Origin of the sequence: Flavobacterium sp. ARAG 55.4, assembly GCF_051846875.1 — a bacterium.
Classification (GTDB): Bacteria; Bacteroidota; Bacteroidia; order Flavobacteriales; family Flavobacteriaceae; genus Flavobacterium; species Flavobacterium plantiphilum.
In genome coordinates this window covers 340,518-362,271 of record NZ_JBPYCT010000003.1, presented here as the reverse complement: position 1 = coordinate 362,271, position 21,754 = coordinate 340,518, and the positions used below count along the sequence as shown (strand labels likewise).

At 34.0% G+C, this 21,754-nt stretch carries 23 protein-coding genes; 13 read left to right on the top strand and 10 right to left on the bottom strand.

What is annotated here, in order from left to right:
- Positions 1 to 78: 78 nt before the first annotated feature.
- Genes ACSV4D_RS05620 through dnaA form a run of 3 tightly spaced genes read right to left on the bottom strand, consistent with a single transcriptional unit; the run spans position 79 to position 2,735 of the window.
- Positions 79 to 801, bottom strand: a complete 723-nt coding sequence (locus tag ACSV4D_RS05620; protein ID WP_439227462.1) for an SAM-dependent methyltransferase — start codon at positions 799 to 801, stop codon at positions 79 to 81.
- Between the two features lie 31 nt (positions 802 to 832).
- A complete protein-coding gene (locus ACSV4D_RS05615; protein WP_408081230.1) occupies positions 833 to 1,300 on the bottom strand; it encodes a low molecular weight protein-tyrosine-phosphatase in 468 nt (155 codons plus the stop codon).
- Positions 1,301 to 1,307: 7 nt separating this feature from the next.
- A complete protein-coding gene (gene dnaA / locus ACSV4D_RS05610; RefSeq protein ID WP_373405347.1) occupies positions 1,308 to 2,735 on the bottom strand; it encodes a chromosomal replication initiator protein DnaA in 1,428 nt (475 codons plus the stop codon).
- 199 nt (positions 2,736 to 2,934) lie between these two features.
- On the opposite strand from dnaA, the gene ACSV4D_RS05605 reads away from it, so the two are divergent.
- Positions 2,935 to 3,336, top strand: coding sequence for an acyl-CoA thioesterase (locus ACSV4D_RS05605; RefSeq protein WP_439227461.1), 402 nt, complete (start codon positions 2,935 to 2,937; stop codon positions 3,334 to 3,336).
- A gap of 115 nt (positions 3,337 to 3,451) precedes the next feature.
- Here the strand turns inward: ACSV4D_RS05605 and ACSV4D_RS05600 are convergent, their stop codons facing one another.
- The 3 genes from ACSV4D_RS05600 to ribD form a co-directional block, all read right to left on the bottom strand.
- Positions 3,452 to 4,063, bottom strand: coding sequence for an IMPACT family protein (locus tag ACSV4D_RS05600; RefSeq protein ID WP_439227460.1), 612 nt, complete (start codon positions 4,061 to 4,063; stop codon positions 3,452 to 3,454).
- A 77-nt stretch (positions 4,064 to 4,140) separates the two neighbouring features.
- The gene (locus ACSV4D_RS05595; protein ID WP_439227459.1) at positions 4,141 to 4,743 is read right to left on the bottom strand and encodes an HAD family hydrolase; all 603 of its coding nucleotides are present in this window, start codon (positions 4,741 to 4,743) and stop codon (positions 4,141 to 4,143) included.
- Positions 4,736 to 5,779 carry a bifunctional diaminohydroxyphosphoribosylaminopyrimidine deaminase/5-amino-6-(5-phosphoribosylamino)uracil reductase RibD gene (gene ribD, locus ACSV4D_RS05590; protein WP_439227458.1) on the bottom strand — a complete coding sequence of 348 codons (1,044 nt, stop codon included), beginning with the start codon at positions 5,777 to 5,779 and terminating at the stop codon, positions 4,736 to 4,738. Before ribD ends, ACSV4D_RS05595 begins: the two co-directional genes overlap by 8 nt.
- Before the next feature lie 102 nt (positions 5,780 to 5,881).
- Between ribD and prmC the strand changes: the two genes are divergently transcribed.
- Entirely contained in the window at positions 5,882 to 6,739 is an 858-nt protein-coding gene (gene prmC, locus ACSV4D_RS05585) for a peptide chain release factor N(5)-glutamine methyltransferase (protein ID WP_439227457.1), read from the top strand.
- A gap of 67 nt (positions 6,740 to 6,806) precedes the next feature.
- Here prmC and ACSV4D_RS05580 read toward each other — a convergent pair whose 3' ends face one another.
- Entirely contained in the window at positions 6,807 to 8,048 is a 1,242-nt protein-coding gene (locus ACSV4D_RS05580; RefSeq protein WP_439227456.1) for an ABC transporter permease, read from the bottom strand.
- Positions 8,049 to 8,239: 191 nt separating this feature from the next.
- Here ACSV4D_RS05580 and hisS point away from each other — a divergent pair, with 191 nt between their 5' ends.
- The 10 genes from hisS (at position 8,240) to ACSV4D_RS05530 (ending at position 18,017) form a co-directional block, all read left to right on the top strand.
- A complete protein-coding gene (hisS, locus tag ACSV4D_RS05575; RefSeq protein WP_439227455.1) occupies positions 8,240 to 9,610 on the top strand; it encodes a histidine--tRNA ligase in 1,371 nt (456 codons plus the stop codon).
- A gap of 323 nt (positions 9,611 to 9,933) precedes the next feature.
- Positions 9,934 to 10,512, top strand: coding sequence for a nucleotide exchange factor GrpE (locus ACSV4D_RS05570; protein ID WP_439227454.1), 579 nt, complete (start codon positions 9,934 to 9,936; stop codon positions 10,510 to 10,512).
- 47 nt (positions 10,513 to 10,559) lie between these two features.
- Complete coding sequence (gene dnaJ, locus ACSV4D_RS05565; RefSeq protein ID WP_408081238.1) at positions 10,560 to 11,672, top strand: molecular chaperone DnaJ; 1,113 nt, start codon at positions 10,560 to 10,562, stop codon at positions 11,670 to 11,672.
- 154 nt (positions 11,673 to 11,826) lie between these two features.
- Positions 11,827 to 12,756 carry an ABC transporter ATP-binding protein gene (locus tag ACSV4D_RS05560; RefSeq protein ID WP_439227453.1) on the top strand — a complete coding sequence of 310 codons (930 nt, stop codon included), beginning with the start codon at positions 11,827 to 11,829 and terminating at the stop codon, positions 12,754 to 12,756.
- Positions 12,757 to 12,811: 55 nt separating this feature from the next.
- Complete coding sequence (locus tag ACSV4D_RS05555) at positions 12,812 to 14,125, top strand: ABC transporter permease (protein ID WP_439227452.1); 1,314 nt, start codon at positions 12,812 to 12,814, stop codon at positions 14,123 to 14,125.
- A 5-nt stretch (positions 14,126 to 14,130) separates the two neighbouring features.
- Entirely contained in the window at positions 14,131 to 14,997 is an 867-nt protein-coding gene (locus ACSV4D_RS05550) for a mechanosensitive ion channel family protein (RefSeq protein ID WP_408081241.1), read from the top strand.
- A gap of 13 nt (positions 14,998 to 15,010) precedes the next feature.
- Positions 15,011 to 16,174, top strand: a complete 1,164-nt coding sequence (locus tag ACSV4D_RS05545; RefSeq protein ID WP_439227451.1) for a sigma-54-dependent transcriptional regulator — start codon at positions 15,011 to 15,013, stop codon at positions 16,172 to 16,174.
- 87 nt (positions 16,175 to 16,261) lie between these two features.
- The gene (locus ACSV4D_RS05540; RefSeq protein WP_439227450.1) at positions 16,262 to 16,936 is read left to right on the top strand and encodes a DEAD/DEAH box helicase; all 675 of its coding nucleotides are present in this window, start codon (positions 16,262 to 16,264) and stop codon (positions 16,934 to 16,936) included.
- A 19-nt stretch (positions 16,937 to 16,955) separates the two neighbouring features.
- Positions 16,956 to 17,174: a putative signal transducing protein gene (locus ACSV4D_RS05535; protein ID WP_408081244.1), complete on the top strand. Its 219-nt coding sequence runs from the start codon at positions 16,956 to 16,958 to the stop codon at positions 17,172 to 17,174.
- Between the two features lie 45 nt (positions 17,175 to 17,219).
- Positions 17,220 to 18,017 carry a Cof-type HAD-IIB family hydrolase gene (locus ACSV4D_RS05530; protein ID WP_439227449.1) on the top strand — a complete coding sequence of 266 codons (798 nt, stop codon included), beginning with the start codon at positions 17,220 to 17,222 and terminating at the stop codon, positions 18,015 to 18,017.
- A gap of 98 nt (positions 18,018 to 18,115) precedes the next feature.
- Here the strand turns inward: ACSV4D_RS05530 and ACSV4D_RS05525 are convergent, their stop codons facing one another.
- Genes ACSV4D_RS05525 through ACSV4D_RS05515 form a run of 3 tightly spaced genes read right to left on the bottom strand, consistent with a single transcriptional unit; the run spans position 18,116 to position 20,115 of the window.
- Complete coding sequence (locus ACSV4D_RS05525) at positions 18,116 to 18,547, bottom strand: hypothetical protein (RefSeq protein ID WP_439227448.1); 432 nt, start codon at positions 18,545 to 18,547, stop codon at positions 18,116 to 18,118.
- A 14-nt stretch (positions 18,548 to 18,561) separates the two neighbouring features.
- Positions 18,562 to 18,996 carry a hypothetical protein gene (locus tag ACSV4D_RS05520; RefSeq protein WP_439227447.1) on the bottom strand — a complete coding sequence of 145 codons (435 nt, stop codon included), beginning with the start codon at positions 18,994 to 18,996 and terminating at the stop codon, positions 18,562 to 18,564.
- Between the two features lie 6 nt (positions 18,997 to 19,002).
- Complete coding sequence (locus ACSV4D_RS05515; RefSeq protein ID WP_439227446.1) at positions 19,003 to 20,115, bottom strand: hypothetical protein; 1,113 nt, start codon at positions 20,113 to 20,115, stop codon at positions 19,003 to 19,005.
- A gap of 239 nt (positions 20,116 to 20,354) precedes the next feature.
- Between ACSV4D_RS05515 and mtaB the strand changes: the two genes are divergently transcribed.
- A complete protein-coding gene (gene mtaB, locus ACSV4D_RS05510; RefSeq protein WP_439227445.1) occupies positions 20,355 to 21,683 on the top strand; it encodes a tRNA (N(6)-L-threonylcarbamoyladenosine(37)-C(2))-methylthiotransferase MtaB in 1,329 nt (442 codons plus the stop codon).
- Positions 21,684 to 21,754 lie beyond the last annotated feature (71 nt).

Genomic DNA, 21,754 nt, shown 5'->3' with positions numbered 1-21,754 from the left:
CTTTCGAAGAAAGAAAACTTAATGAAGTTTAAGTTCTTAATAGTTTGAATTTTATAAACTTACAAATGAACAAGAAAACTACATTTTATGAATAATAAAAATAGTAGGACGTTTATGTAAATCAATCGTTTCTTTTTTCCAGGCTGAAATTTTCTTGGTTTTGATGTATTCCGTTGGTAAAGTAATATCGGCGGCGATACACAAATGGGTTTCCGGATGCAACGTCTGAATTAAATCTTCCAGTAACTTATTGTTGCGATAAGGGGTTTCAATGAAAATTTGAGATTGATTTTTTTCGAAAGAGGTTCTTTCTAAGTTTTTAAAACTTGCTCTTTTTTCATCTTTTTCTATAGGCAAATAACCGTGAAAAGTAAAACTTTGTCCGTTCATTCCCGAAGCCATCATAGCCAATAATATAGAAGAAGGTCCTACTAACGGAATCACCTGAATGCCTCTGTCATGAGCTAATTTTACAATTACAGCACCGGGATCGGCAACACCGGGACAGCCCGCTTCACTCATTAAACCTACATTTTTTCCTTCCAATAAAGGTTTGATGAAGTCTAAATGTTCTTTGGCTTCCGTATGTTTGTTTAAAGCAAAAAGTACTAAATCGGATTGTTTTTTTTCAGGATGTACTGCTTTGATGGATTTTCGGGCTGTTTTTTCGTTTTCAACAATATAATAGTCAATAAAATCAATCGTTCTTTTTATAGTTTGTGGCAACACATCCATTGGGTCACATTCTCCCATGGTGGTTGGGATTAAATATAGTTTTCCTAAAAGAGCGTTTGGTTCCATTATGTTGTTTTTTGAAAGTATTGAAAAAGATTTAAGTATGTTTTGCTTTTAATTTTGCCGCAATATTTTCGCAGGCTTCGTCCAGCATCTGGTATACTGTTTCAAATCCGTTTTCGATTCCGTAATATGGATCGGGAACATCTACGTTTTCCCCGGGATATAATTCGTTGAGAATAATTTGGACTTTTGCTTTCTGGCTTTCATTTTTAGCCAGATGAATTACATCTCTGTAATTGGAATTATCCATAACATAGATGTAATCAAAAGTATCAAAGTCAGCGGGTTTAAATTGTCTTCCTTTTTGTCCGGAAATATCCAGCTGATATTTTTTTGCAACAGCAATAGAACGGGAATCTGGCTGGTGTCCTACATGCCAGGAACCTGTTCCGGCTGAATCAATAGTGAATTTATTTTTAGGCAGTTTAGAAGCTAAGATTCCTTCGGCTAAAGGAGACCGGCAGATATTTCCTAAACACACCATTAAAATTTTGACCGACATAAGCTTTTTATAGCGTTAATTTCTTGTGGATGTCCTCGACAAACTTTTTAAATTGTTTGTCAGTAGCAACTAAATTATCTACAGTTTTACAGGCGTGCAATACCGTTGCATGATCGCGATCACCTATTTGCGAACCAATGTTAGCCAAAGAGGATTTAGTAAACTTCTTGGCAAAAAACATTGCTAATTGTCTGGCTTGGACTACGTGACGTTTTCTGGTTTTAGATTGTAAAGTTTCGATATCCAACTGGAAATAATCTGAAACAATTTTCTGAATGTAATCAATCGAAATTTCGCGTTTTACATTTTTAACAAATTTCTCTACAACGCTTTTGGCCAGCTCAATAGTCACTTCTTTTTTGTTAAAAGAAGATTGTGCAATCAATGAAATGATAGCTCCTTCCAGTTCACGAACATTCGATTTAATGTTGCGGGCTACATATTCAATAATTTCGTCCGGCATTTCAACACCATCGCGGTACAAGATGTTTTTTAAGATAGAAATTCGGGTTTCGTAATCAGGTTGGTGCAATTCAGCAGAAAGTCCCCATTTGAAACGGGATAATAAGCGTTGCTCAATATCCTGCATATCAACAGGTGCTTTATCAGAAGTCAGGATAACTTGTTTTCCGTTTTGATGCAAATAATTAAAAATATGGAAAAATACGTCCTGCGTTCCGGATTTTCCGGATAAGAATTGCACGTCATCAATGATTAAAACATCGATTAGCTGGTAGAAATGAATAAAGTCATTTCTGTTGTTTTTCTTTACCGAATCGATATATTGTTGCGTGAAAATTTCAGCAGAAATATATAAAACGGTTTTTTCAGGATATTTATCTTTAATTTCAACTCCGATAGCATGAGCTAAATGCGTTTTTCCTAATCCGACACCTCCAAAAATTAATAATGGATTGAATGACGTTCCACCCGGTTTATTGGCAACAGCCATACCTGCGGAGCGTGCTAATCGGTTAGAATCTCCTTCCAGGAAATTATCAAAACTATAATTGGCATTTAGTTGGGATTCAATCTTTAAATTTCTGATTCCGGGAATTACAAAAGGATTTTTTAATTCAGGATCAAGATTCTTTAAAGGGGCATCAACATTCTGAGGTTTCATTGGAGAACGGTTTGCACTTGGCAATTGTTCTGTAAACGGCTGTTTGTTGCCGTAAGTGTTCTCCATTTTGATTTTATAAAGTAACTTTGCGTTTTTTCCAAGTTCTTTAGTTAAGGCAACTTTTAATAATTTAACATAGTGCTCTTCTAACCATTCGTAGAAAAATTTACTAGGAACCTGAATGTATAATGCGTTATCGGTAAGTTCAACTGACTTAATTGGTTCAAACCAAGTTTTGTATGCCTGGTCTTGAATATTGTCTTTTATGAAAGACAAACAGTTATCCCATACTGATTGAGCAGTTTTGTTCATAAATTCTGTTAAATTATTATATTTTGTATTAGGTTGTCTGAAGTAAATAATATCAAAAAAAGATGTTATTTATCGGGGTAACAAATATGTGAACAATTTTCGTTAAAAAAAAATTTATCGGGGTTGATTTTGAAGAAAAATTATTGTAAGTAATAAAGAGAAGCTTTTAAAAAAATAGATAAAATAATACAATTTACAAATGAAAATATACGAGTTTAAAGTGCGCGTACGCTATTCAGAAACAGACCAGATGGGAGTAGTTTATCATGGGAATTATGCGCAATACTTTGAGATGGGACGCGTGGAATGGCTTAGAAACATTGGGATTTCTTATAAATCGATGGAAGATAACGGCGTGATGCTTCCGGTAGTTTCTTTATCAATGAACTATAAAAAGCCTGCGCGATATGACGATTTATTAAGAGTGAAAACAATTTTTAAAAGTCAGACTTCTGTTAAGATAGAATTTGATTATGAGATATATAATGAACAGGATGAGTTATTAACAATTGGGAACTCAGTTTTGGTGTTTGTGAACATGAAAACAGGGCGTCCTATGGCAGCTCCGGAGTATATAAAAGATAAACTTTTAGGAATATAAAAACAGGATGAATTTAATATTCTTTTATCCTTAATTTTTGTGTCATTTTTTAAGTAGAAATTTAAGGATATCGGAATTTATTTTACAATAGTATTTTGTAAACTGTAATCGAAAATTACACTTTATTTTTTTCTGTTATCCCGATTTCAAATAAAGAATTAAAAATGCCGACTAACGGTTCGGCATTTTTTTTTCGGGTTTTGATTTCGATTTCGCAGCTCATTTCCATGGTTTGATTTACGATATCCAGATTTTTTTCTTTGATAATACGCATTACTTTATTCATGTTTTTGTAATCAAAAGAAATTAAATAATGAACATCAATCGTTTTTTCGATAATGAAACAATTTTCAAGTGTAAGTTGTGCGGCAGTTTTATAAGCGGTAATTAATCCGCCGACACCTAATTTTGTGCCACCAAAAATACGGACGATTACCACCAGAATGTTTGTAACGGAAAAAGACTGAATTTGTCCGTAAATAGGCATTCCTGCTGAATTACTGGGTTCGCCATCATCATTAGCTCTGTAGCTGATTTTTTCAGTTCCAATTTGATAGGCATAGCAATAATGGCAGGCAGTAGGATGTTTTTTTCTTAAAATATCAAGTAGGGGTTTTACTTCTGTTTCTGATGTTATCGGGTAAGCGTAACCAAAGAATTTGCTTCCTTTTTCTTTAAACAGAATTTCTTCTGATGGAGATGCAATAGTCTGGTAAGTATCTTTCATTAATCAATGTCAATTTCAATAACGAAATTCAATTTCAAAGCAGAATTGCCATTGCTGTTGAATTTTGTTAGGCTATTTTAAAGTATTTCTTTTTCGAATAAATTAATTACATCTTCTTTTCCTACCTGAAGATTCCAGACATGAATTCCAAGAGCTGCTGCAGCATCTGTATTTTCTTTTTTATCGTCAATGAATAAAGTGCGTTTTGGCTGTAGTTCATGTTTGTTTAAAAGAGTAAGATAGATTTCTGAATCAGGTTTTCGCATTCCCATTTCAAACGAAAAATAAACTTTTTCAAAGCACTGATAAAAATCTCCATAAAAAGAAGAGCCTACTGTTTGCTCAAAAGTTTCAATATGTATGGAATCCGTATTACTTAATAGAAATAGGCGGTACTTTTGCGAAAGTATTTGTAAAAATTCCAGGCGATACAAAGGAAAGTCCAGTAAAACAGCATTCCATGCTTTTAAGATTTCATCAATGCCGGCATTGGGCATGTGTTTTTGAAAACCGCTTAGAAATTCATCTTTTGTGATTTTACCTTTTTCGAATTCAGTGTTCAGCCGATCTAAATCGCTGTTCCATTCTTTCAGACCTAAATTTTTAAGTCCGTCTATTGTGGCTTGTTTATCCAGATTGATGAAGATATCTCCAAAATCAAAAATAATAGTATTAATCATGATTGGTAAAAATTATGAGTTCATCTTTTAAAATGAACTGTTTTTGGTTTGTGTTGGTTTGTAAATGTGGTGCCTTGGTTCCGTTTTTAAAGCTTGTTTTTCCTTTAAAAATGCGGACTTCGTCCCAAAGGTTTTCGTCGATAAAAGTTTGTAAAGTCTGACGGCCGCCTTCAATAATAACTGATTGAATATGATGCTGAAATAGAATTTCTACGATTTGCAGAGCTATATTCTGCTTAAAATCAATTACTTCAAAGATAAGCTTTTCCCGGTTTATATTTGTTTCTGTCTGGCAAAAAACAATAGTTTTGATTTGATTGTCCATCAGGTAAGCCTCTTTGGGAATTCTGTTGTTTTTATCTAAAACGATTCTTACCGGATTATTTCCTGACCAGTCTCTTACATCTAATTTAGGATTGTCGTCTATGGCGGTTTGTGTGCCCACTAGAATGGCTTGTTCTTCACTACGCCATTTATGAACTAATTGTCTCGAATAGGGATTAGTAATCCACACAGGTTTTTGCTCATTTCTTTCTGTTGGAGCAATAAATCCGTCAGGACTTTCGGCCCATTTCAGGATAATATAAGGTCTTTTTTGCCGATGGAAAGTGAAAAAACGTTTGTTTAGCGCATTGCATTCATTTTCCAGAATACCTACAGTAACATTAATTCCAGCTTCCCGGAGTCTTCTGATTCCTTTTCCGGCTACTTTTTCATTAGGATCTACCGTTCCTATAACCACATTTGGGATTTTATTTTGAATGATTAAATCACAACAAGGCGGTGTTTTTCCAAAATGACTGCAGGGTTCTAAACTCACATAAATCGTTGCTTTTCGTAATAATGATTTGTCTTTTACAGCGTTTATAGCATTTACTTCGGCGTGTGGTTCGCCTGCTTTTTTATGCCAGCCTTCGCCAATAATTTGGTCTTCATAAACAATCACACTGCCAACCATCGGATTAGGGTAGGTGGTTCCTAAGCCGTTTTTAGCCAGTTGAATGCAGCGTGCGAGGTATTTTTCATGTATCTTCACAAGACAAAAGTAGTTATTTTTGAGTTTATGATTTAGTTTTAAAAGCACTAAAAATTACAATAAAGTATTCTTATTTTTGCTTTTTTAAATTTTAGTGGAAACATGCAAATCAAGCAATACAGAACGCAGTTTATTCAGGCACTTTTACCCTTTTACGATACAGTAGAAGCGGAAAGTTTTTTCTATCTGATTTTAGAAGAAAAAAAACAACTGAGGCGAATTGATCTGGCTTTGTATCCTGATTTGGTTTTTTCTAAAGCAGAGATTGCAGATTGGAATGTTATTTTGGAACAACTGAAATTAGAGATTCCGGTGCAATACCTGCTTGGAAAAACTCATTTTTACGGATTGGAATTTGAAGTAAATGAGAATGTTTTGATTCCGAGACCAGAAACGGAAGAACTTGTCGATTGGATTGTTGAAAGTGAGAAGTCTGCAAGGAGAAGTGAGAAGTTAAGAATTTTAGACATTGGTACCGGCAGTGGCTGTATTGCAATTTCATTGGCTAAAAATATTCAGAATGCGGAAGTTTTTGCTATTGATATATCGGAGAAAGCCTTGGCTACAGCCCGGAAAAACGCCGAAAAAAATCAGGTGAATGTCACTTTTATTCATAAGAATATTTTAGGAACAGAGGATTTAGAGCAACAGTTTGATATCATTGTTTCTAATCCGCCTTATGTCCGAAATTTGGAAAAAGACGAAATCAGGAAGAATGTTCTGGACTATGAACCGCATTTGGCTCTTTTTGTTGAAGATGATCAAGCTTTAATTTTTTATCGGAAAATAGCCGAATTAGCGCAACATCATCTAACTCCAAACGGGCAGTTATTTTTTGAAATTAATCAGTATCTTGGAAAAGAAATGGTAGCATTACTCGAAAAAATGAATTTCAAAAATATTGAACTGCGAAAAGATATTTATGAGAATGACAGGATGACAAGATGTAATATTCTGTAGGTAATATTTAGTGTTTTGCTTTTTTACGAATGTTTAGACTGATTACTGAAAAACGCTTCACTACTACTTATTCGTATCGCAACGCCTCAATAGGATCTAATTTTGCAGCTTTAATGGCGGGATATAATCCGGATACAATGGCTACAACAAAACTTGTTGCAAAAGCAGCAAAAATAGCCATCCATGGAATTATAAAGGCGAAACTCAAGGCAGTGGCGATTCCGTAACCTATTAATATTCCGAAAATAATACCGGCGAGTCCTCCTAATTGACCAATTAATAGTGTTTCTATAAAAAACTGAATGGCAACCGTTGAGCGTTTGGCACCCAATGCTTTTCGCACTCCAATTTCCCGGGTGCGTTCTGTAACAGAAACAATCATGATATTCATTAAAGCAATCGACGACCCCAGAATTGTTACAATACTAATCACCCATGCTGCCCAGCCAAGATATTGGGTAATGCTGAGTATTCGGTTAATCAGATCGTCACTTCTGACAATACCAAAGTTGTTTTCTTTTACCGGACTCAGTTTTCGGATACTACGCATGGTGCTAATGGCGTCATCAGTGGCTTGTTCCATAAAATCTTTGTTATTTACCATTACACTCAGGCTGTAATTGATGTTAGGAGCTGTAAATAAGGACCGTGCCAGCTGAATAGGAATCAGGACTCTTAAATCCTGGCTGTTGCCAAAAGTAGAGCCTTTTTCTTTTAAAACACCAATAACTTTAAAACGTGCGCCCCGTATCGAAATGATTTTATTAATGGGGTTAACGTCTTTTAACAGACCTTTTTCAAAATCAGAACCTACTATACAAACATAATTATTGTTGCTGATATCAAAATTATTGAAATTACGTCCCTGACTGGTTTCCAGTCCTGAATTAGTTACAAAATACTCATCTACACCCAAAACAGAAATTTCAGGATCGGTTTTCTGAGCTTCAAATTTTACTTCGGCTGTAGAAGTAGCTTTAAAGGAAAGTGAGGTTTGCGAAAGCGGAAAGTTGTATTTGTTTTTAAAAGCTACTGCTTCCGGATAAGAAATAACAGGGTTGATAATTTCCCGTTCATTTCCACCTTGTTTTTTTACGGTGTTTTCATAACGGTTAATATTGAAAGTGTTAGCTCCCATCGAAGCAAAATCAGAAGAAATCGTGTTTTCTAAAGCTGAAACTACTGTGAGAATTCCTACCAGAGCCGTGATTCCAATAGCGATAATAACTATGGTAAGGATTGTTCTTAGGATTTGGGTTTTTATCGAACCGGAAGCTATCTTTATATTTTCCTTTAATAAATTGCTCATGATTGTAGTTTGATACGAAAATACAATTTTTGACAGAAGTTTGTTTTCAAGGATGATTATTTATTTTAAAAATAAGATATTTGCAGGCGAAATTTAAGATTTAAGATTTTTGACATTCAATTTAAGAAGCTGCTTTTTTAAAATCTGTTCCAATTTTAAATCTAAAATCTAATATCTGAAATCATATTAAAATGGCATCAAAACCAAGTATTCCTAAAGGAACAAGAGATTTTTCACCTGCTGAGGTGGCAAAACGTCAATATATTATCCAAACAATAAAAAGTAATTTTGAGAAATTTGGTTTTCAACCGATTGAAACACCTTCGTTTGAAAATTCAGAAACCCTAATGGGTAAATATGGAGAAGAAGGCGATCGATTGATCTTTAAAATATTGAATTCCGGAGATTATTTGGCTAAGGCGAATGCAACGCATTTAGAAGCTAAGGATAGTACAAAATTAACATCCAGTATTTCTGAAAAAGCGTTACGTTATGACTTGACAGTACCTTTTGCCAGATATGTGGTGCAACACCAGAATGAAATTGAGTTTCCATTTAAAAGATACCAAATCCAACCGGTTTGGCGTGCTGACCGTCCGCAAAAAGGACGTTTCAGAGAATTTTTTCAATGTGATGCCGATGTGGTGGGTTCGAAATCATTGTGGCAGGAAGTAGAATTGGTACAATTGTACGATACTGTTTTTACTGCTTTAGGTTTAAACGGAGTTACAGTTAAAATCAATAACCGAAAAATTTTATCCGGAATTGCTGAGGTAATTGGTGCTTCGGATAAATTAATTGATTTTACGGTTGCCTTAGACAAGTTAGACAAAATTGGAGAAGACGGTGTAAAAAAAGAAATGGTTGAAAAAGGAATTACCGAAGAAGCGATTGTAAAAGTGCAGCCGTTATTTTCTTTTTCAGGAACTATTTCTGAGAAAATTGAACAACTTTCAGGTTTGTTAGCTACGTCTGAAGAAGGAATGAAAGGAGTGGAAGAGTTACGCTTTATATGTGATAATGTCACTAAACTGGGATTGTCAACCGCTATTTTAGATCTGGATGTGACTCTGGCACGTGGGTTGAATTATTATACAGGAGCTATTTTTGAAGTGGCAGCGCCTAAGGGAGTGGCTATGGGTTCCATCGGCGGCGGCGGAAGATATGATGATCTGACCGGGATTTTTGGTTTGAAAAACATGAGCGGTGTGGGGATTTCTTTTGGATTGGATCGTATTTATCTGGTTGTAGAGGAGTTGAATTTATTTCCGGAGACTGTTACCGCAAGTTCAAAAGCCTTGTTTATTAATTATGGTGATGCCGAAGCTTTTTATGCTTTGCAGGCTATTAAAAAATTAAGAGATTCAGGTATAAAAGCAGAATTGTATCCTGATAAGGCGAAGGTGGGAAAACAATTTCAGCATGCTGATAAGCGAAATATCCCTTTTGCGGTGATTGTGGGCGGTGAAGAAATGAGTTCAGGGAGTTATTCGCTTAAAAATTTAGTTTCAGGAGAACAAGTAAATCTGGACTTTGAAGGTTTGAAAAATGCTTTGATTTAATCAGAAAAAAATAATATAAAAAAAGCTTTGTCCCCTTTAAGACAAAGCTTTTTTTAATATGAGTAATGGTGAATTAATAATTGTTTTGGAACCAGTATCGATTTTTATATTCTAAAAATCAGAAACTGATTAGAACCTAATAACAAACATATAGAATCTATTTGAAATATGTCTTAAAAAATTACTAAATTTTTATTTTAAAAGTATAAAAAAAATAATTTAAGAAAAAACAGCTATTAAAAATAACTATTAGGAAAAAGAGTGACAATTTGACATTTAGTCTGATTTGGCAGTACTTTTGCTATCCAAAGGAAAGTGTAAAAATGAAGTTTAAGAATATTTTTAAAAATAAGGGAAATATGAGTACTGAGAATACAGAAATCGATAAAGAAAAAGATGAGGTAACAATTGAAAATACAGCAGGCGAAGAGCATGCAGTTACTGAGGAGTTAAGTGTTGAAGAGCAATTAGCAAAAGACTTAGCGAATGAAAAAGACAAACACTTACGATTATTTGCTGAATTTGAAAATTATAAAAGAAGAACTTCAAAAGAGCGTATCGATTTATTTAAAACAGCTAACCAGGAAGTTTTACTGGCAATGTTACCTGTTTTAGATGATTTTGACAGAGCTTTAATTGAAATTGCTAAATCAGAAGACGAGACACTGACTAAAGGAGTGGAGCTGATTCATGAAAAGCTTAAAAGCACTTTATCTTCAAAAGGATTAGAATTAGTTGATGTAAAGGTAGGAGACGGTTTTGATGCTGATTTTGCAGAAGCAATTACTCAAATTCCTGCACCAACACCTAAATTAAAAGGAAAAATAGTGGATGTTCTTGAAAAAGGATACAAACTGGGAGATAAAATTATCCGTTTTCCAAAAGTAGTTATTGGGCAGTAAATTGGGTTAGAAATGTACAGCTGTGCATTTTAAAAAAATAAATACAAATGAAAAAAGATTTTTACGACATATTAGGTGTTTCTAAAAATGCGGACACTGCGGCAATAAAGAAAGCCTATAGAAAGAAAGCAATTGAGTTTCACCCTGACAAAAATCCGGGAGACAAAGCGGCAGAGGAAAAATTCAAAGAAGCAGCGGAAGCTTATGAAGTTTTAGGAGATCCTGACAAAAAAGCAAAGTATGACCAGTATGGGCATCAGGCTTTTGATGGTTCCGGAGGATTTGGCGGTCATGGTCACATGAATATGGATGATATCTTCAGTCAGTTTGGTGATATCTTTGGCGGTGGTTTCGGTGGCTTTGGCGGAGGCGGAAGCCGTGGCGGAGTCCGTCGTGCTAAGGGAAGTAATTTGCGTATCAAAGTAAAGTTAACTTTGGAAGAAATTGCTAATGGAGTAGAGAAAAAAGTAAAAGTTAAAAGAAAAGTTCAGGCTCCTGGAGTTTCCTATAAAACCTGTTCTACCTGTAATGGTCAGGGTCAGGTAATGCGGGTGACAAATACCATTCTGGGCAGAATGCAGTCTGCGACAACTTGTCCTGCCTGTGGCGGTTCCGGTCAGATTTTAGATAAAAAACCATCTAATGCGGATGCACAGGGGATGATTGTAGAAGACGAAACTGTTTCTATTAAAATTCCGGCTGGTGTTGTTGATGGTATGCAGTTAAAAGTTTCCAACAAAGGAAACGATGCACCTGGAAACAGTATTCCGGGAGATTTAATTGTGGCAATTGAAGAATTAGAACATGAATTTTTAAAGCGTGAAGGAGAAAATCTGCATTATGATTTATATGTAAGTTTCCCTGAAGCGGTTCTTGGAGTTTCTAAAGATATTGAAGCTATCAATGGTAAAGTGAGAATTAAATTAGAAGAAGGAATTCAGTCCGGAAAAATTCTTCGATTAAAAGGAAAAGGTATTCCAAGTATCAATGGTTATGGAAACGGAGATTTGCTGGTTCACGTAAATGTCTGGACACCTAAAACGCTGAATAAAGAACAAAAACAATTTTTCGAGAAAAATTTAGAAGATGATAATTTTTCTCCAAATCCTGAAAAATCAGATAAATCATTTTTCGAAAAAGTAAAAGATATGTTTTCTTAAGCTTTTTTGTAATTCAAATAGTTGTAAAAACCCATCCGAATAAAATGAAGATGGGTTTTTTTATACCATAATCTAAGCTATTTAGTTAGTAATTATTTACTTTTACACACGCAAGGTCAAAAAGACCAAACCCAAGAAGAAAATTCAAAAAAAGATGAATATCTTATTAGAAGTCAATAAAGTAGTGAAGCAATACGATAATTATGTAGCGCTTAACGAAGTCTCTTTAACTGTTCCCAGAGGTAGTATTTACGGACTTTTAGGTCCTAACGGTGCCGGAAAAACTTCCCTCATTCGCATTATCAATCAAATTACTATGCCCGACAGCGGACAAATTATTCTTGATGGAGAAAAATTGCAGCCTAAGCACGTTCAATATATTGGGTATCTTCCTGAAGAAAGAGGCTTGTATCAAAGTATGAAAGTGGGTGAACAATGCTTGTATCTGGCCCAAATGAAAGGTTTGTCCAAGACTGAGGCCAAAAAGCAGCTGGATTACTGGTTTGACAGATTAGGAATTCAGGGCTGGTGGAATAAGAAAATCCAGGAACTTTCTAAAGGAATGGCACAAAAAATTCAGTTTGTGGTTTGTGTACTGCATCAGCCCAAATTGCTGATTTTTGATGAACCATTTTCCGGTTTTGACCCAGTAAACGCAAATGTAATCAAAGACGAAATTCTCGCTTTGAAAGAACAAGGAGCTACCATTATTTTTTCGACGCACAGAATGGAAAGTGTGGAGGAATTATGCGATCATATTGCACTGATTCATAAATCTAATAAATTAATCGAAGGAAAATTAGATGATGTTAAAAGACAGCATAAAACCAACAGTTTTGAAGTGGGTATTTTAACTGACAATGTAGAAGGATTAATGTATGATATTACTCAGCAGTTTACGGTGAGTCCGGCTCATTTTAAATCTTTGAATAATGAATTAAAACTGGAAATACAGTTAGGGAATTCGGCTCCAAATGAATTATTGAATCTTTTAACCCAACGGGGGCAACTCACTCATTTTGTAGAAAAAATTCCAACAGTACATGATATTTTTATTCAAACTGTAACAGAAAACAAAGTTTAGATTTCGGAGTTAAATCTAAAATCTAATATCTAAATCTAATATCTAAAATCAGGAAATGAGCATCATATCACTAATTATAAAAAGAGAGTTTTTTGCCAAAGTGCGCAATAAATCTTTTATTGTAATGACTTTTTTAAGCCCGTTATTATTTGTAGCAATAGCAATATTTGTGGGCTATTTAAGTGCCGCTGAAACTACCGTTAAGCGTGTGGCTGTTCATGATGAAACAGGATTGTTTGTAAAAGACTTTTTAGCCCAGAATTCAGAAGACGGAGCTTATAAGTATCTTGATTTTTCGCAAATTGACAATCAGTATTTAAAAGACAGTGTAAATAATGGGTACGAAGGATTATTAATAATTCCGGCAACAACTGATGTTACAGCATTAGAACATAAAATCGAATTTATTTCAAATGCCAGTCCAAGCATTTCTTTTATAGAAAATACACAGGCTGTTATTGCCCGGAAAATTACTCAGCTTAATTTTGAAAAAGCGCATTTAGACACTTTAGCGATTCAAAAAGCGCAGGCCAATGTGACTATTACTATTGCTAAAACATCCGGAGAACAAGGTGTTAAAGGGCTAAATGAAGCGAAAATTGCTATCGGAGGTGCTTTTGGTTATCTGATTATGATGTTTATCATTATTTATGGAAACATGGTAATGCGTAGTGTTATCGAAGAAAAAACAAACCGGATTATAGAGATTATCATTTCTTCAGTAAAGCCGTTTCAACTGATGATTGGAAAGATTATAGGAACTTCTCTGGCCGGAATTTTACAGTTTAGTATTTGGGTAATTATAGGACTTTCTCTGCTGTTTTTAGCTTCTGCTTTTTTAGGTGTCGATGTAGGGACCTCAGCTCATTTGTCTTCAGGATTATTAACTCATACACAAACAGAATTTGCCGGAACAGCACAACTATTTATTAAGGAAATATGGAATTTACCTATTGCCGGTATTCTGATAAGTTTTATCGTTTATTTTATAGGCGGTTATTTTTTATACAGTTCCTTTTATGCTGCTATTGGCGCAGCTGTTGATAATCAAACGGATTCACAGCAATTTCTGTTACCGATAATTATGCCTTTGATATTAAGTGTTTATATTGGTTTTTTTAGTGTTGTAAACGATCCTGACAGTACTATTGCAGTTGCTTTTTCGATTTTTCCATTAACATCTCCTATTGTGATGCTGATGAGGATTCCTTTTGGAGTTCCTTGGTGGCAAATTGCAATTTCATTAACTTTACTATTTGCTACTTTTTTGGCAGTAGTATGGTTTGCAGCCAAAATTTATCGTGTAGGCATATTAATGTATGGTAAGAAACCATCGTGGAAAGAACTTTACAAATGGCTTAAATATTAAAAATTATGTGGCAGGATATTGTTGATTTTGTTTCCTATGATTTCATAAACGGAAAAGATATAAAGATTTCTTTATTAGATGTAGGACTAATAATTATTGCCATTGCAGTCACCTCAATTGTTTTAAAATTAATTCAGAAATTATTCAGCAGAAAACTTCCTCTTAACGATAAGAAGCGATTTAACAGTGTTTTTCAGGTTTTCAGATACATTGTTTTTCTATTTGTAATAGTATTGATTTTAAATGCTACAGGCGTCAACGTTAATGTACTTTTAACGGCTTCAGCAGCCTTATTTGTTGGATTAGGTTTTGCCTTAAAAACTTTTTTTCAGGATATTATTTCCGGAATATTAATAATACTGGATCAGTCTTTGCATGTAGGTGATATTATCGAAGTTGACGGAAGAGTAGGAGAAGTACAGGAAATAAAATTGCGTACTACAGTTATGTTTACCAGAAACGATCGTGTAATGGTCATTCCGAACCATAAATTTATGGAAGATACGCTTTTTAACTGGACACAAAATAATTCCAGTAATCGCGAAAAAGTATCTGTCAGGGTAGCCTATGAAAGTGATGTTCGTCTGGTTGAAAAATTACTTTTAGAAGCAGTAGATTCCATAGAAGGGATTGTGCCTACCAGCAGAATCAACGTTACTTTTGATGAGTTTGGAGATTCTTCCTTAGAATTTGCAGTACATTTTTATGTGTATCACGGCATGCAGACTCCGGGAATTCAAAGTCAGATACGTTTTAAAATCTATGATTTATTTGCTAAAAATGATATCCGTATTTCGTTTCCGCAACTGGATGTGCATCTAATTAAGACTAAAGCTGATTCTGATTCTCAAAAGAACAATCAGAGAGATTAAATAAAAAAAAACTATGAGTAAAATATTAATTATAGAAGACGAAGCGGCTATCAGAAGAGTGCTGACAAAAATTCTTTCTGAAGAAAATGAAAGTTATCAGGTAGAAGAAGCAGAAGATGGAGTTTCGGGATATGAAAAAATAAAAAATAACGATTACGACCTGGTACTATGTGACATCAAAATGCCTAAAATGGATGGTGTTGAATTATTGGAAGAAGTCAAAAAAATAAAGTCGGAAATTCCGATAGTGATGATTTCCGGACATGGAGATATGGAAACGGCCATTAATGCGATGCGTTTGGGGGCCTTTGATTATATTTCTAAACCGCCTGATTTAAACAGGTTATTGAATACGGTTCGCAATGCTTTAGACCGGAAACAACTGGTCGTTGAAAATAAAATTCTGAAGAAAAAAGTAAGCAAAAACTACGAAATGATTGGCGAAAGCGAAGCTATTAATCACATCAAAATGATGATTGATAAGGTCGCACCTACGGAAGCGCGTGTTCTGGTTACAGGTCCTAACGGAACCGGAAAAGAACTGGTGGCGCATCAGTTGCATGAAAAAAGTGAACGTGCCGGTTTTCCTCTTGTTGAGGTAAACTGCGCTGCGATTCCTTCTGAATTGATTGAGAGTGAACTTTTTGGTCACGTAAAAGGCGCTTTTACTTCGGCGGTTAAAGACCGTGCCGGAAAGTTTGAAGCAGCTGATAAAGGAACAATTTTTCTGGATGAAATAGGTGATATGAGTCTTTCGGCTCAGGCCAAAGTGTTGCGTGCATTGCAGGAAAATATCATTACCAGAGTGGGTGCTGATAAAGACATAAAAGTAGATGTACGCGTTGTTGCTGCCACAAATAAAGATTTGAAAAAGGAAATTGAAGAAGGACGTTTTAGAGAAGATTTATACCATCGGTTAGCGGTAATTTTAATTAAAGTACCTTCGCTGAATGACAGACGGGAAGATATTCCTTTGTTAGTGAATCATTTTTCAAACAAAATTGCTTCAGAACAGGGAACAGCAGTGAAGAAATTTTCTGATGATGCGATTAAATTACTTCAGGAATATGACTGGACAGGAAATATTCGTGAATTACGAAATGTAATTGAGCGTTTGATTATCCTTGGCGGAAGCCAGATTTCTGAAAATGATGTGAAGCTGTTTGCTTCCAAATAATGGAATAATTTAAAGATTTAAAGGTTTTAAAATTAGGAGAAATAATCTTTTAATTTTTCAATGATTAAATTTTTCAATCTAAAATAGATGAAACTAAAAAAAATAAACGAAACTTTAAAGCAAGCTTTAATTGAAAACGGATTAACAGAGGCAAATGATATTCAGAAAGAAACTTTTTCGACTATAAAAAGCGGAGTGGATTGTATTATCATTGCTCCGGATGGTGAAGGAAAAACGACAACAATTGTACTCAATGTGATTCAGCGGCTGATTGGTTCCAATGAAGAATCGCCAAGAGCTTTGATTATTGTGGAAGACAAACCCAAAGTGCTGGAAATGGAAGCGCTTTTTGAAAAATATGGAAAATACAGTAATCTGGAGGTTTATGGCGTTCATGATAAAGGCGATATGGATTATGATAAAAATTACATTTCAACCGGAATCGACGTTTTAATAGGTACACCACATAAACTGAATGAAATGTTTTCTACAGCCGGATATAATGTAAACCGATTGAAAATGTTTATTCTGGATGATGCTAATCCAATTTTGAAATTGCGTCATGAAACAAAAATCATGCGTATTTCTAATAGTATTGCTAAAACACAGCGAATTATTTTTGGTAATCAGTTTTCTGAAAGAATCGAAATTTTAGCCGAAAAAATGATGGAAGAGCCTGAGATATTTGATTTTGAAGATGTGGAGTATGATGAAGAAGAAGAAGATTTAGAAGAAGAGGAGAACAATGAACAGGAAGTATAAAAAATAAATAAAAATAGATATGGGATTAATGAAGGTGTTTTCGGGGAGTGAAATTTTAGCATTGGCTTTAAAAGAAAAAATTGAAGCAATAGGTGTGGATGTATTGTTGAAAGACAATATTCAATCGGCCAGATTAGCGGGCTTTGGAAGTCTGTCTGCTGCTGTTGAGTTGTTTATTCAGGAAACGGATTTTGCTAAGGCTAATCCTGTTATTGAAGAGTTTCGATTGAATATTTAATGGGTCACTGAAGTTTTAACTTTGATGATTAATAAAAAATAAAATATGAAATACAAAATGTTAGTTCTTGACATGGATGATACCCTGTTGAATGATGATCATGAAATCTCAGTTGAGAACAGAACGATGTTAGAAAAAGCGAAAGAAAAAGGTGTAAAGATAATTTTAGCTTCCGGTCGTCCAACGGCTGCGATGATTGAATATGCAAAGGATCTGGGGTTGATGGATTCGTATATGATTTCGTTTAATGGTGGTGTGATTACTGACTTAACACGCAATGAAGTTATTTTTGAGCAAAATCTGACTGTCGAACAAATTCATGCGCTGTACAATTACAGTCAATACAAGAAAACACATATTATTACCTATTTGGACGGAAATGTTATCAGCGAAACGAATTCAGAGTATATTGATATCGAAATAGATATTACAGGTTTAAAACACGAAGTAGTACCTGATTTTAAACAAAGAGTACAAGCACCAGCGATAAAATGTATTTTGCTTGAAGAACCTCAGTACTTAAAAGAAGTAGAAAAAGACTTGAAAGCCGCCATGCCTCATTTGAGTGTATGTATGTCAAAGCCTTTCTTTTTAGAAGTGGCTCAAACTGGAATTGATAAAGGGGCAAGTGTTCAATATCTGGCTGAAAAATTAAATATCAGTCCAAGTGAAATTATTGCAGTAGGAAACGCTGAAAATGACGTTACGATGATTGAATATGCCGGTCTGGGTGTTTGGGTTGACAATGTGGAACAGGAGTTAAGACACAAAGGAGATTTAATTGTAGCTTCTAATAACGATCACGGAGTTGCTGAGGTAGTAAGACGATTTATATTGGCTTAAGCCGTTTACATAAATTAGAAACCATTAAGAAATTAAGTTGATTAAGTTTCTTAATGGTTTTTTGATACTTGTGAGTCATAGGATAGTATTTGATTTTTTTAATCAAATCCAATTTCAGAATAATACCATCTTTCGTCAACTTGTATGAATTTGTAAGATGCTCCAATTACTTCATTGTTCCCAAAGTTTCTTGGCTTTTTAGTAGAGTCATAAATGATTCTTTTCTCCTTGTCGAATAAGCTATTGGATTTTTTGATAAAAATTAGTAAACTATCGTTCTCTTCTATAAAACCTGAATAATTTAGATTTTTTTTATTTCCATTTTTTACTACTAAATCAATATCTAATTGCTCAATATCATCAATTAGAAATTCATCAAATTCATCTCTATCATAAACACCATTATTATATTTTTCAAATTTTGAAACTAAATTGATTAATTCATTTTTGTACTTCAAAACCTTATTTTCATTAAATGGATTGCAAGAAATGAACGTTAATAATAAAAGAAATAGAGAGGTTTTCTTCATTGTTTTAAGATTAGTCATTTGTTTTTCTTTCGTGTTTTAAAAAGTAAATATGCAAAAATCACTTGTCCTATAAAAAATAATATTAGTACAGTGTAAAGAATTGTATTAATTAAATCAATCATTTCAAAAATATCTGTTGAATTTTTTGCAGTAAATTGACGAATCGGAAAATTAAAGCGTGCCCACAGTACAATTGGGATGGTTAAAATAAAATGAAGTGCAAACAACCTTAAATCAATTTTATATTTGGTTATTTTCCAATATTTAAATGTGATTATCGAAAGTATAATCAAAACTATTATTTCCAAATAACTCGTACTTGGAATAACCATATTCCAACCGGTAAGACTTTGAATGGTAAAACCAGATTCAAAAGGAATGGCTAGAATAAGTAATAAAGCGAAAGAAATTAATGGAATGTAGTTTTTAAACTTAATGATTAGTTGCATATCAATCTAATTTTTTTTGCGGGATTCTTTTTTTACTTTTTTGGTAACATCTTTTCCAAAAACACTTTCCACAAAATTTGAATCTGGTAATTTTTTCCAAGATATAAAGTTAGGTTGGAAATCACTATTTTTTACTTTTCGAATATCACTTTTGTCAAAATTTAGATCTTCTAAATTTGATTTTATGGCAATTATTTTTATTAACCTAATTGTTACATCTAATATGTCTTTGGCTGTTTGCTCATCTACATTTATTCCTTGATGAACTAATTTATTTCTTATTTTTCGAGCTTTTGATAGGCGATTAAGTATATCTTCATCAATTAGATTTTTTTGATATAAAATTTCTTGTTTGACTGAAGCAGACCATGTTCTGCTATCTTCCTTTAGTGATTTTTTTCGATTAGGGACTTCAATATTTGGATGGTTTACGTTATTAGCCAAAAAATTATGGTTCCATATGAAATCAATCAATTGTTCAAGACTTATCCATAAATTGGATAATACTAAATCCCAATTTTTATACTTAAATTCAGTTATTCCTCTTAATAGAAATTTAGGATTTAAATTTGGTATTTGTTTAAAAATTTCGTCTCCTAATTTTAATTTATCTAGTAGATCATTTACATATAATATTCTTGGATTTGCCAGATGAATAGTATCCATATTACTTGCATTGAGCATTCTAATTTTTGAATGTAAGTTTGAAATAGAACTGTTTCCTAAATCTGTCGGCCATATAGACCAATTTTCATTAAGGTTACCATTAACAATATCTTTATGATCAATTCCTTCTACATAAAAATTTGCAAGAAGGAGTTTAGCAAAGAATAAACTAAAATAATTTAAAGCTGATTCTTTAGTTTGAAATTTAATGTTTTTTGGAATAGCAACTGCTCCGTCATAACAAATTAAACCGCAGAGTTCAGATTTTTCGATATTGAATTTTGTTACAATTCGAACTAAATTTCCACTGCTATATGAAATATTATTAATATCTTCTAATTTGACTTCCCAAGGAATTTCATCATTGGGGACAATAAATGTCATTGGATGAATAAAAGCAACCCAGCAAGGATTATTTTGTGAGTCTTCAAGTTCTTTTTTTCTGTTATCCATATTTTCATTATTTTGGTTTGTATAGTAAACGTATGTATGACTAAATCATTCAAAGCTACCTTTTTTCTGAATATAAAAGGGACAACTGTTATACTTTATATATTTTCAAATATATCAATAAATAACTACAAAATTATCTCTCGGAATAAAATAAAAATTGGTTGTACTATTCCCGTATTTGTTTGTAAATTTGCGCACGCTATTTTTTTGACAACGATTTCATTAGATAGCGCTTACTTATGGAAAACAGAAAAAAAGTGGCCTTCTATACCTTAGGCTGTAAACTGAACTTTTCAGAAACTTCGACAATTGCCCGTAACTTACAGGACGAAGGTTTTGATCGTGTGGATTTTGAGGAAGTGGCTGATATGTATGTGATTAACACCTGCTCCGTTACCGAAAACGCCGATAAACAATTCAAACAAGTCGTTCGCAAAGCCATGAAACTAAACAGCAATGCCTTTATTGCTGCGATGGGTTGTTATGCGCAATTAAAACCGGAAGAATTGGCCAATGTGGATGGTGTGGATTTGGTTTTGGGTGCCACCGAAAAGTTCAAACTAAACGATTACATCAATGATTTGTCTAAAAATGATATTGGCGAAGTGCATTCCTGCGAGATTTCCGAAGCTGATTTCTATGTAGGCAGTTATTCTATTGGCGATCGTACCCGTGCTTTCCTGAAAGTGCAGGATGGTTGCGATTACAAATGTACTTATTGTACGATTCCGCTGGCTCGTGGAATTTCGCGTAGTGACGAATTGCAAAATGTATTAAAAAATGCCTACGAAATTTCGAAACAAGGCATCAAGGAAATCGTGCTTACTGGTGTGAACATTGGTGATTACGGAAAAGGGGAATTTGGTAACAAAAAACACGAACATACTTTTCTGGAATTAGTTCAGGCTTTGGATGAGGTGGAAGGAATTGAGCGTTTGCGAATTTCATCTATCGAACCGAATTTGCTGAAAAACGAAACGATTGAGTTTGTTTCGAAAAGCAGAACTTTTGTACCGCATTTTCATATTCCGCTACAATCGGGGAGTAATGATATTTTGAAATTAATGAAACGTCGTTATTTGCGTGAGGTTTATACCGAAAGAGTGAGTAAAATTCGGGAAGTAATGCCTCATGCGTGTATTGGTGTCGATGTGATTGTAGGTTTTCCGGGAGAAACAGATGAACATTTCTTAGAAACCTATCATTTTCTGAATGATTTGGATATTTCCTATTTGCATGTTTTTACGTATTCAGAAAGAGACAATACCGAAGCTGCTTTGATGGAAGGTGTAGTTCCGGGGAATGTACGTGCTAAACGAAGCAAAATGTTACGCAGTTTATCGGTTAAAAAGCGTCGTGCCTTTTATGAAAGTCAGTTAGGAACGAGCAGAACCGTTTTATTCGAAAGCGAAAATAAAGAAGGTTATATTCACGGTTTTACGGAGAATTACGTTAAAGTAAAAACACCTTGGAATCCCGAATTAGCCAATACTTTACAACACGTTCATTTGACACATATTGACGAAGATGGCAGTGTGCGAATGGAATTTGTTGAGGCTTTGGTTTAATTTTAGTATAAAATTTTAAACCATTCACAACTGCAAAAATTAAATACTATCCTTAGTTTTTGTAGTTATGA

Bases quoted from the DNA above. Each gene is read 5' to 3' on its own strand.
- ACSV4D_RS05620 (WP_439227462.1), bottom strand. From the start codon at position 801: ATGGAACCAAACGCTCTTTTAGGAAAACTATATTTAATCCCAACCACC.
- ACSV4D_RS05615 (WP_408081230.1), bottom strand. From the start codon at position 1,300: ATGTCGGTCAAAATTTTAATGGTGTGTTTAGGAAATATCTGCCGGTCT.
- dnaA (WP_373405347.1), bottom strand. From the start codon at position 2,735: ATGAACAAAACTGCTCAATCAGTATGGGATAACTGTTTGTCTTTCATA.
- ACSV4D_RS05605 (WP_439227461.1), top strand. From the start codon at position 2,935: ATGAAAATATACGAGTTTAAAGTGCGCGTACGCTATTCAGAAACAGAC.
- ACSV4D_RS05600 (WP_439227460.1), bottom strand. From the start codon at position 4,063: ATGAAAGATACTTACCAGACTATTGCATCTCCATCAGAAGAAATTCTG.
- ACSV4D_RS05595 (WP_439227459.1), bottom strand. From the start codon at position 4,743: ATGATTAATACTATTATTTTTGATTTTGGAGATATCTTCATCAATCTG.
- prmC (WP_439227457.1), top strand. From the start codon at position 5,882: ATGCAAATCAAGCAATACAGAACGCAGTTTATTCAGGCACTTTTACCC.
- ACSV4D_RS05580 (WP_439227456.1), bottom strand. From the start codon at position 8,048: ATGAGCAATTTATTAAAGGAAAATATAAAGATAGCTTCCGGTTCGATA.
- hisS (WP_439227455.1), top strand. From the start codon at position 8,240: ATGGCATCAAAACCAAGTATTCCTAAAGGAACAAGAGATTTTTCACCT.
- ACSV4D_RS05570 (WP_439227454.1), top strand. From the start codon at position 9,934: ATGAAGTTTAAGAATATTTTTAAAAATAAGGGAAATATGAGTACTGAG.
- dnaJ (WP_408081238.1), top strand. From the start codon at position 10,560: ATGAAAAAAGATTTTTACGACATATTAGGTGTTTCTAAAAATGCGGAC.
- ACSV4D_RS05560 (WP_439227453.1), top strand. From the start codon at position 11,827: ATGAATATCTTATTAGAAGTCAATAAAGTAGTGAAGCAATACGATAAT.
- ACSV4D_RS05555 (WP_439227452.1), top strand. From the start codon at position 12,812: ATGAGCATCATATCACTAATTATAAAAAGAGAGTTTTTTGCCAAAGTG.
- ACSV4D_RS05550 (WP_408081241.1), top strand. From the start codon at position 14,131: ATGTGGCAGGATATTGTTGATTTTGTTTCCTATGATTTCATAAACGGA.
- ACSV4D_RS05545 (WP_439227451.1), top strand. From the start codon at position 15,011: ATGAGTAAAATATTAATTATAGAAGACGAAGCGGCTATCAGAAGAGTG.
- ACSV4D_RS05540 (WP_439227450.1), top strand. From the start codon at position 16,262: ATGAAACTAAAAAAAATAAACGAAACTTTAAAGCAAGCTTTAATTGAA.
- ACSV4D_RS05535 (WP_408081244.1), top strand. From the start codon at position 16,956: ATGGGATTAATGAAGGTGTTTTCGGGGAGTGAAATTTTAGCATTGGCT.
- ACSV4D_RS05530 (WP_439227449.1), top strand. From the start codon at position 17,220: ATGAAATACAAAATGTTAGTTCTTGACATGGATGATACCCTGTTGAAT.
- ACSV4D_RS05525 (WP_439227448.1), bottom strand. From the start codon at position 18,547: ATGAAGAAAACCTCTCTATTTCTTTTATTATTAACGTTCATTTCTTGC.
- ACSV4D_RS05520 (WP_439227447.1), bottom strand. From the start codon at position 18,996: ATGCAACTAATCATTAAGTTTAAAAACTACATTCCATTAATTTCTTTC.
- ACSV4D_RS05515 (WP_439227446.1), bottom strand. From the start codon at position 20,115: ATGGATAACAGAAAAAAAGAACTTGAAGACTCACAAAATAATCCTTGC.
- mtaB (WP_439227445.1), top strand. From the start codon at position 20,355: ATGGAAAACAGAAAAAAAGTGGCCTTCTATACCTTAGGCTGTAAACTG.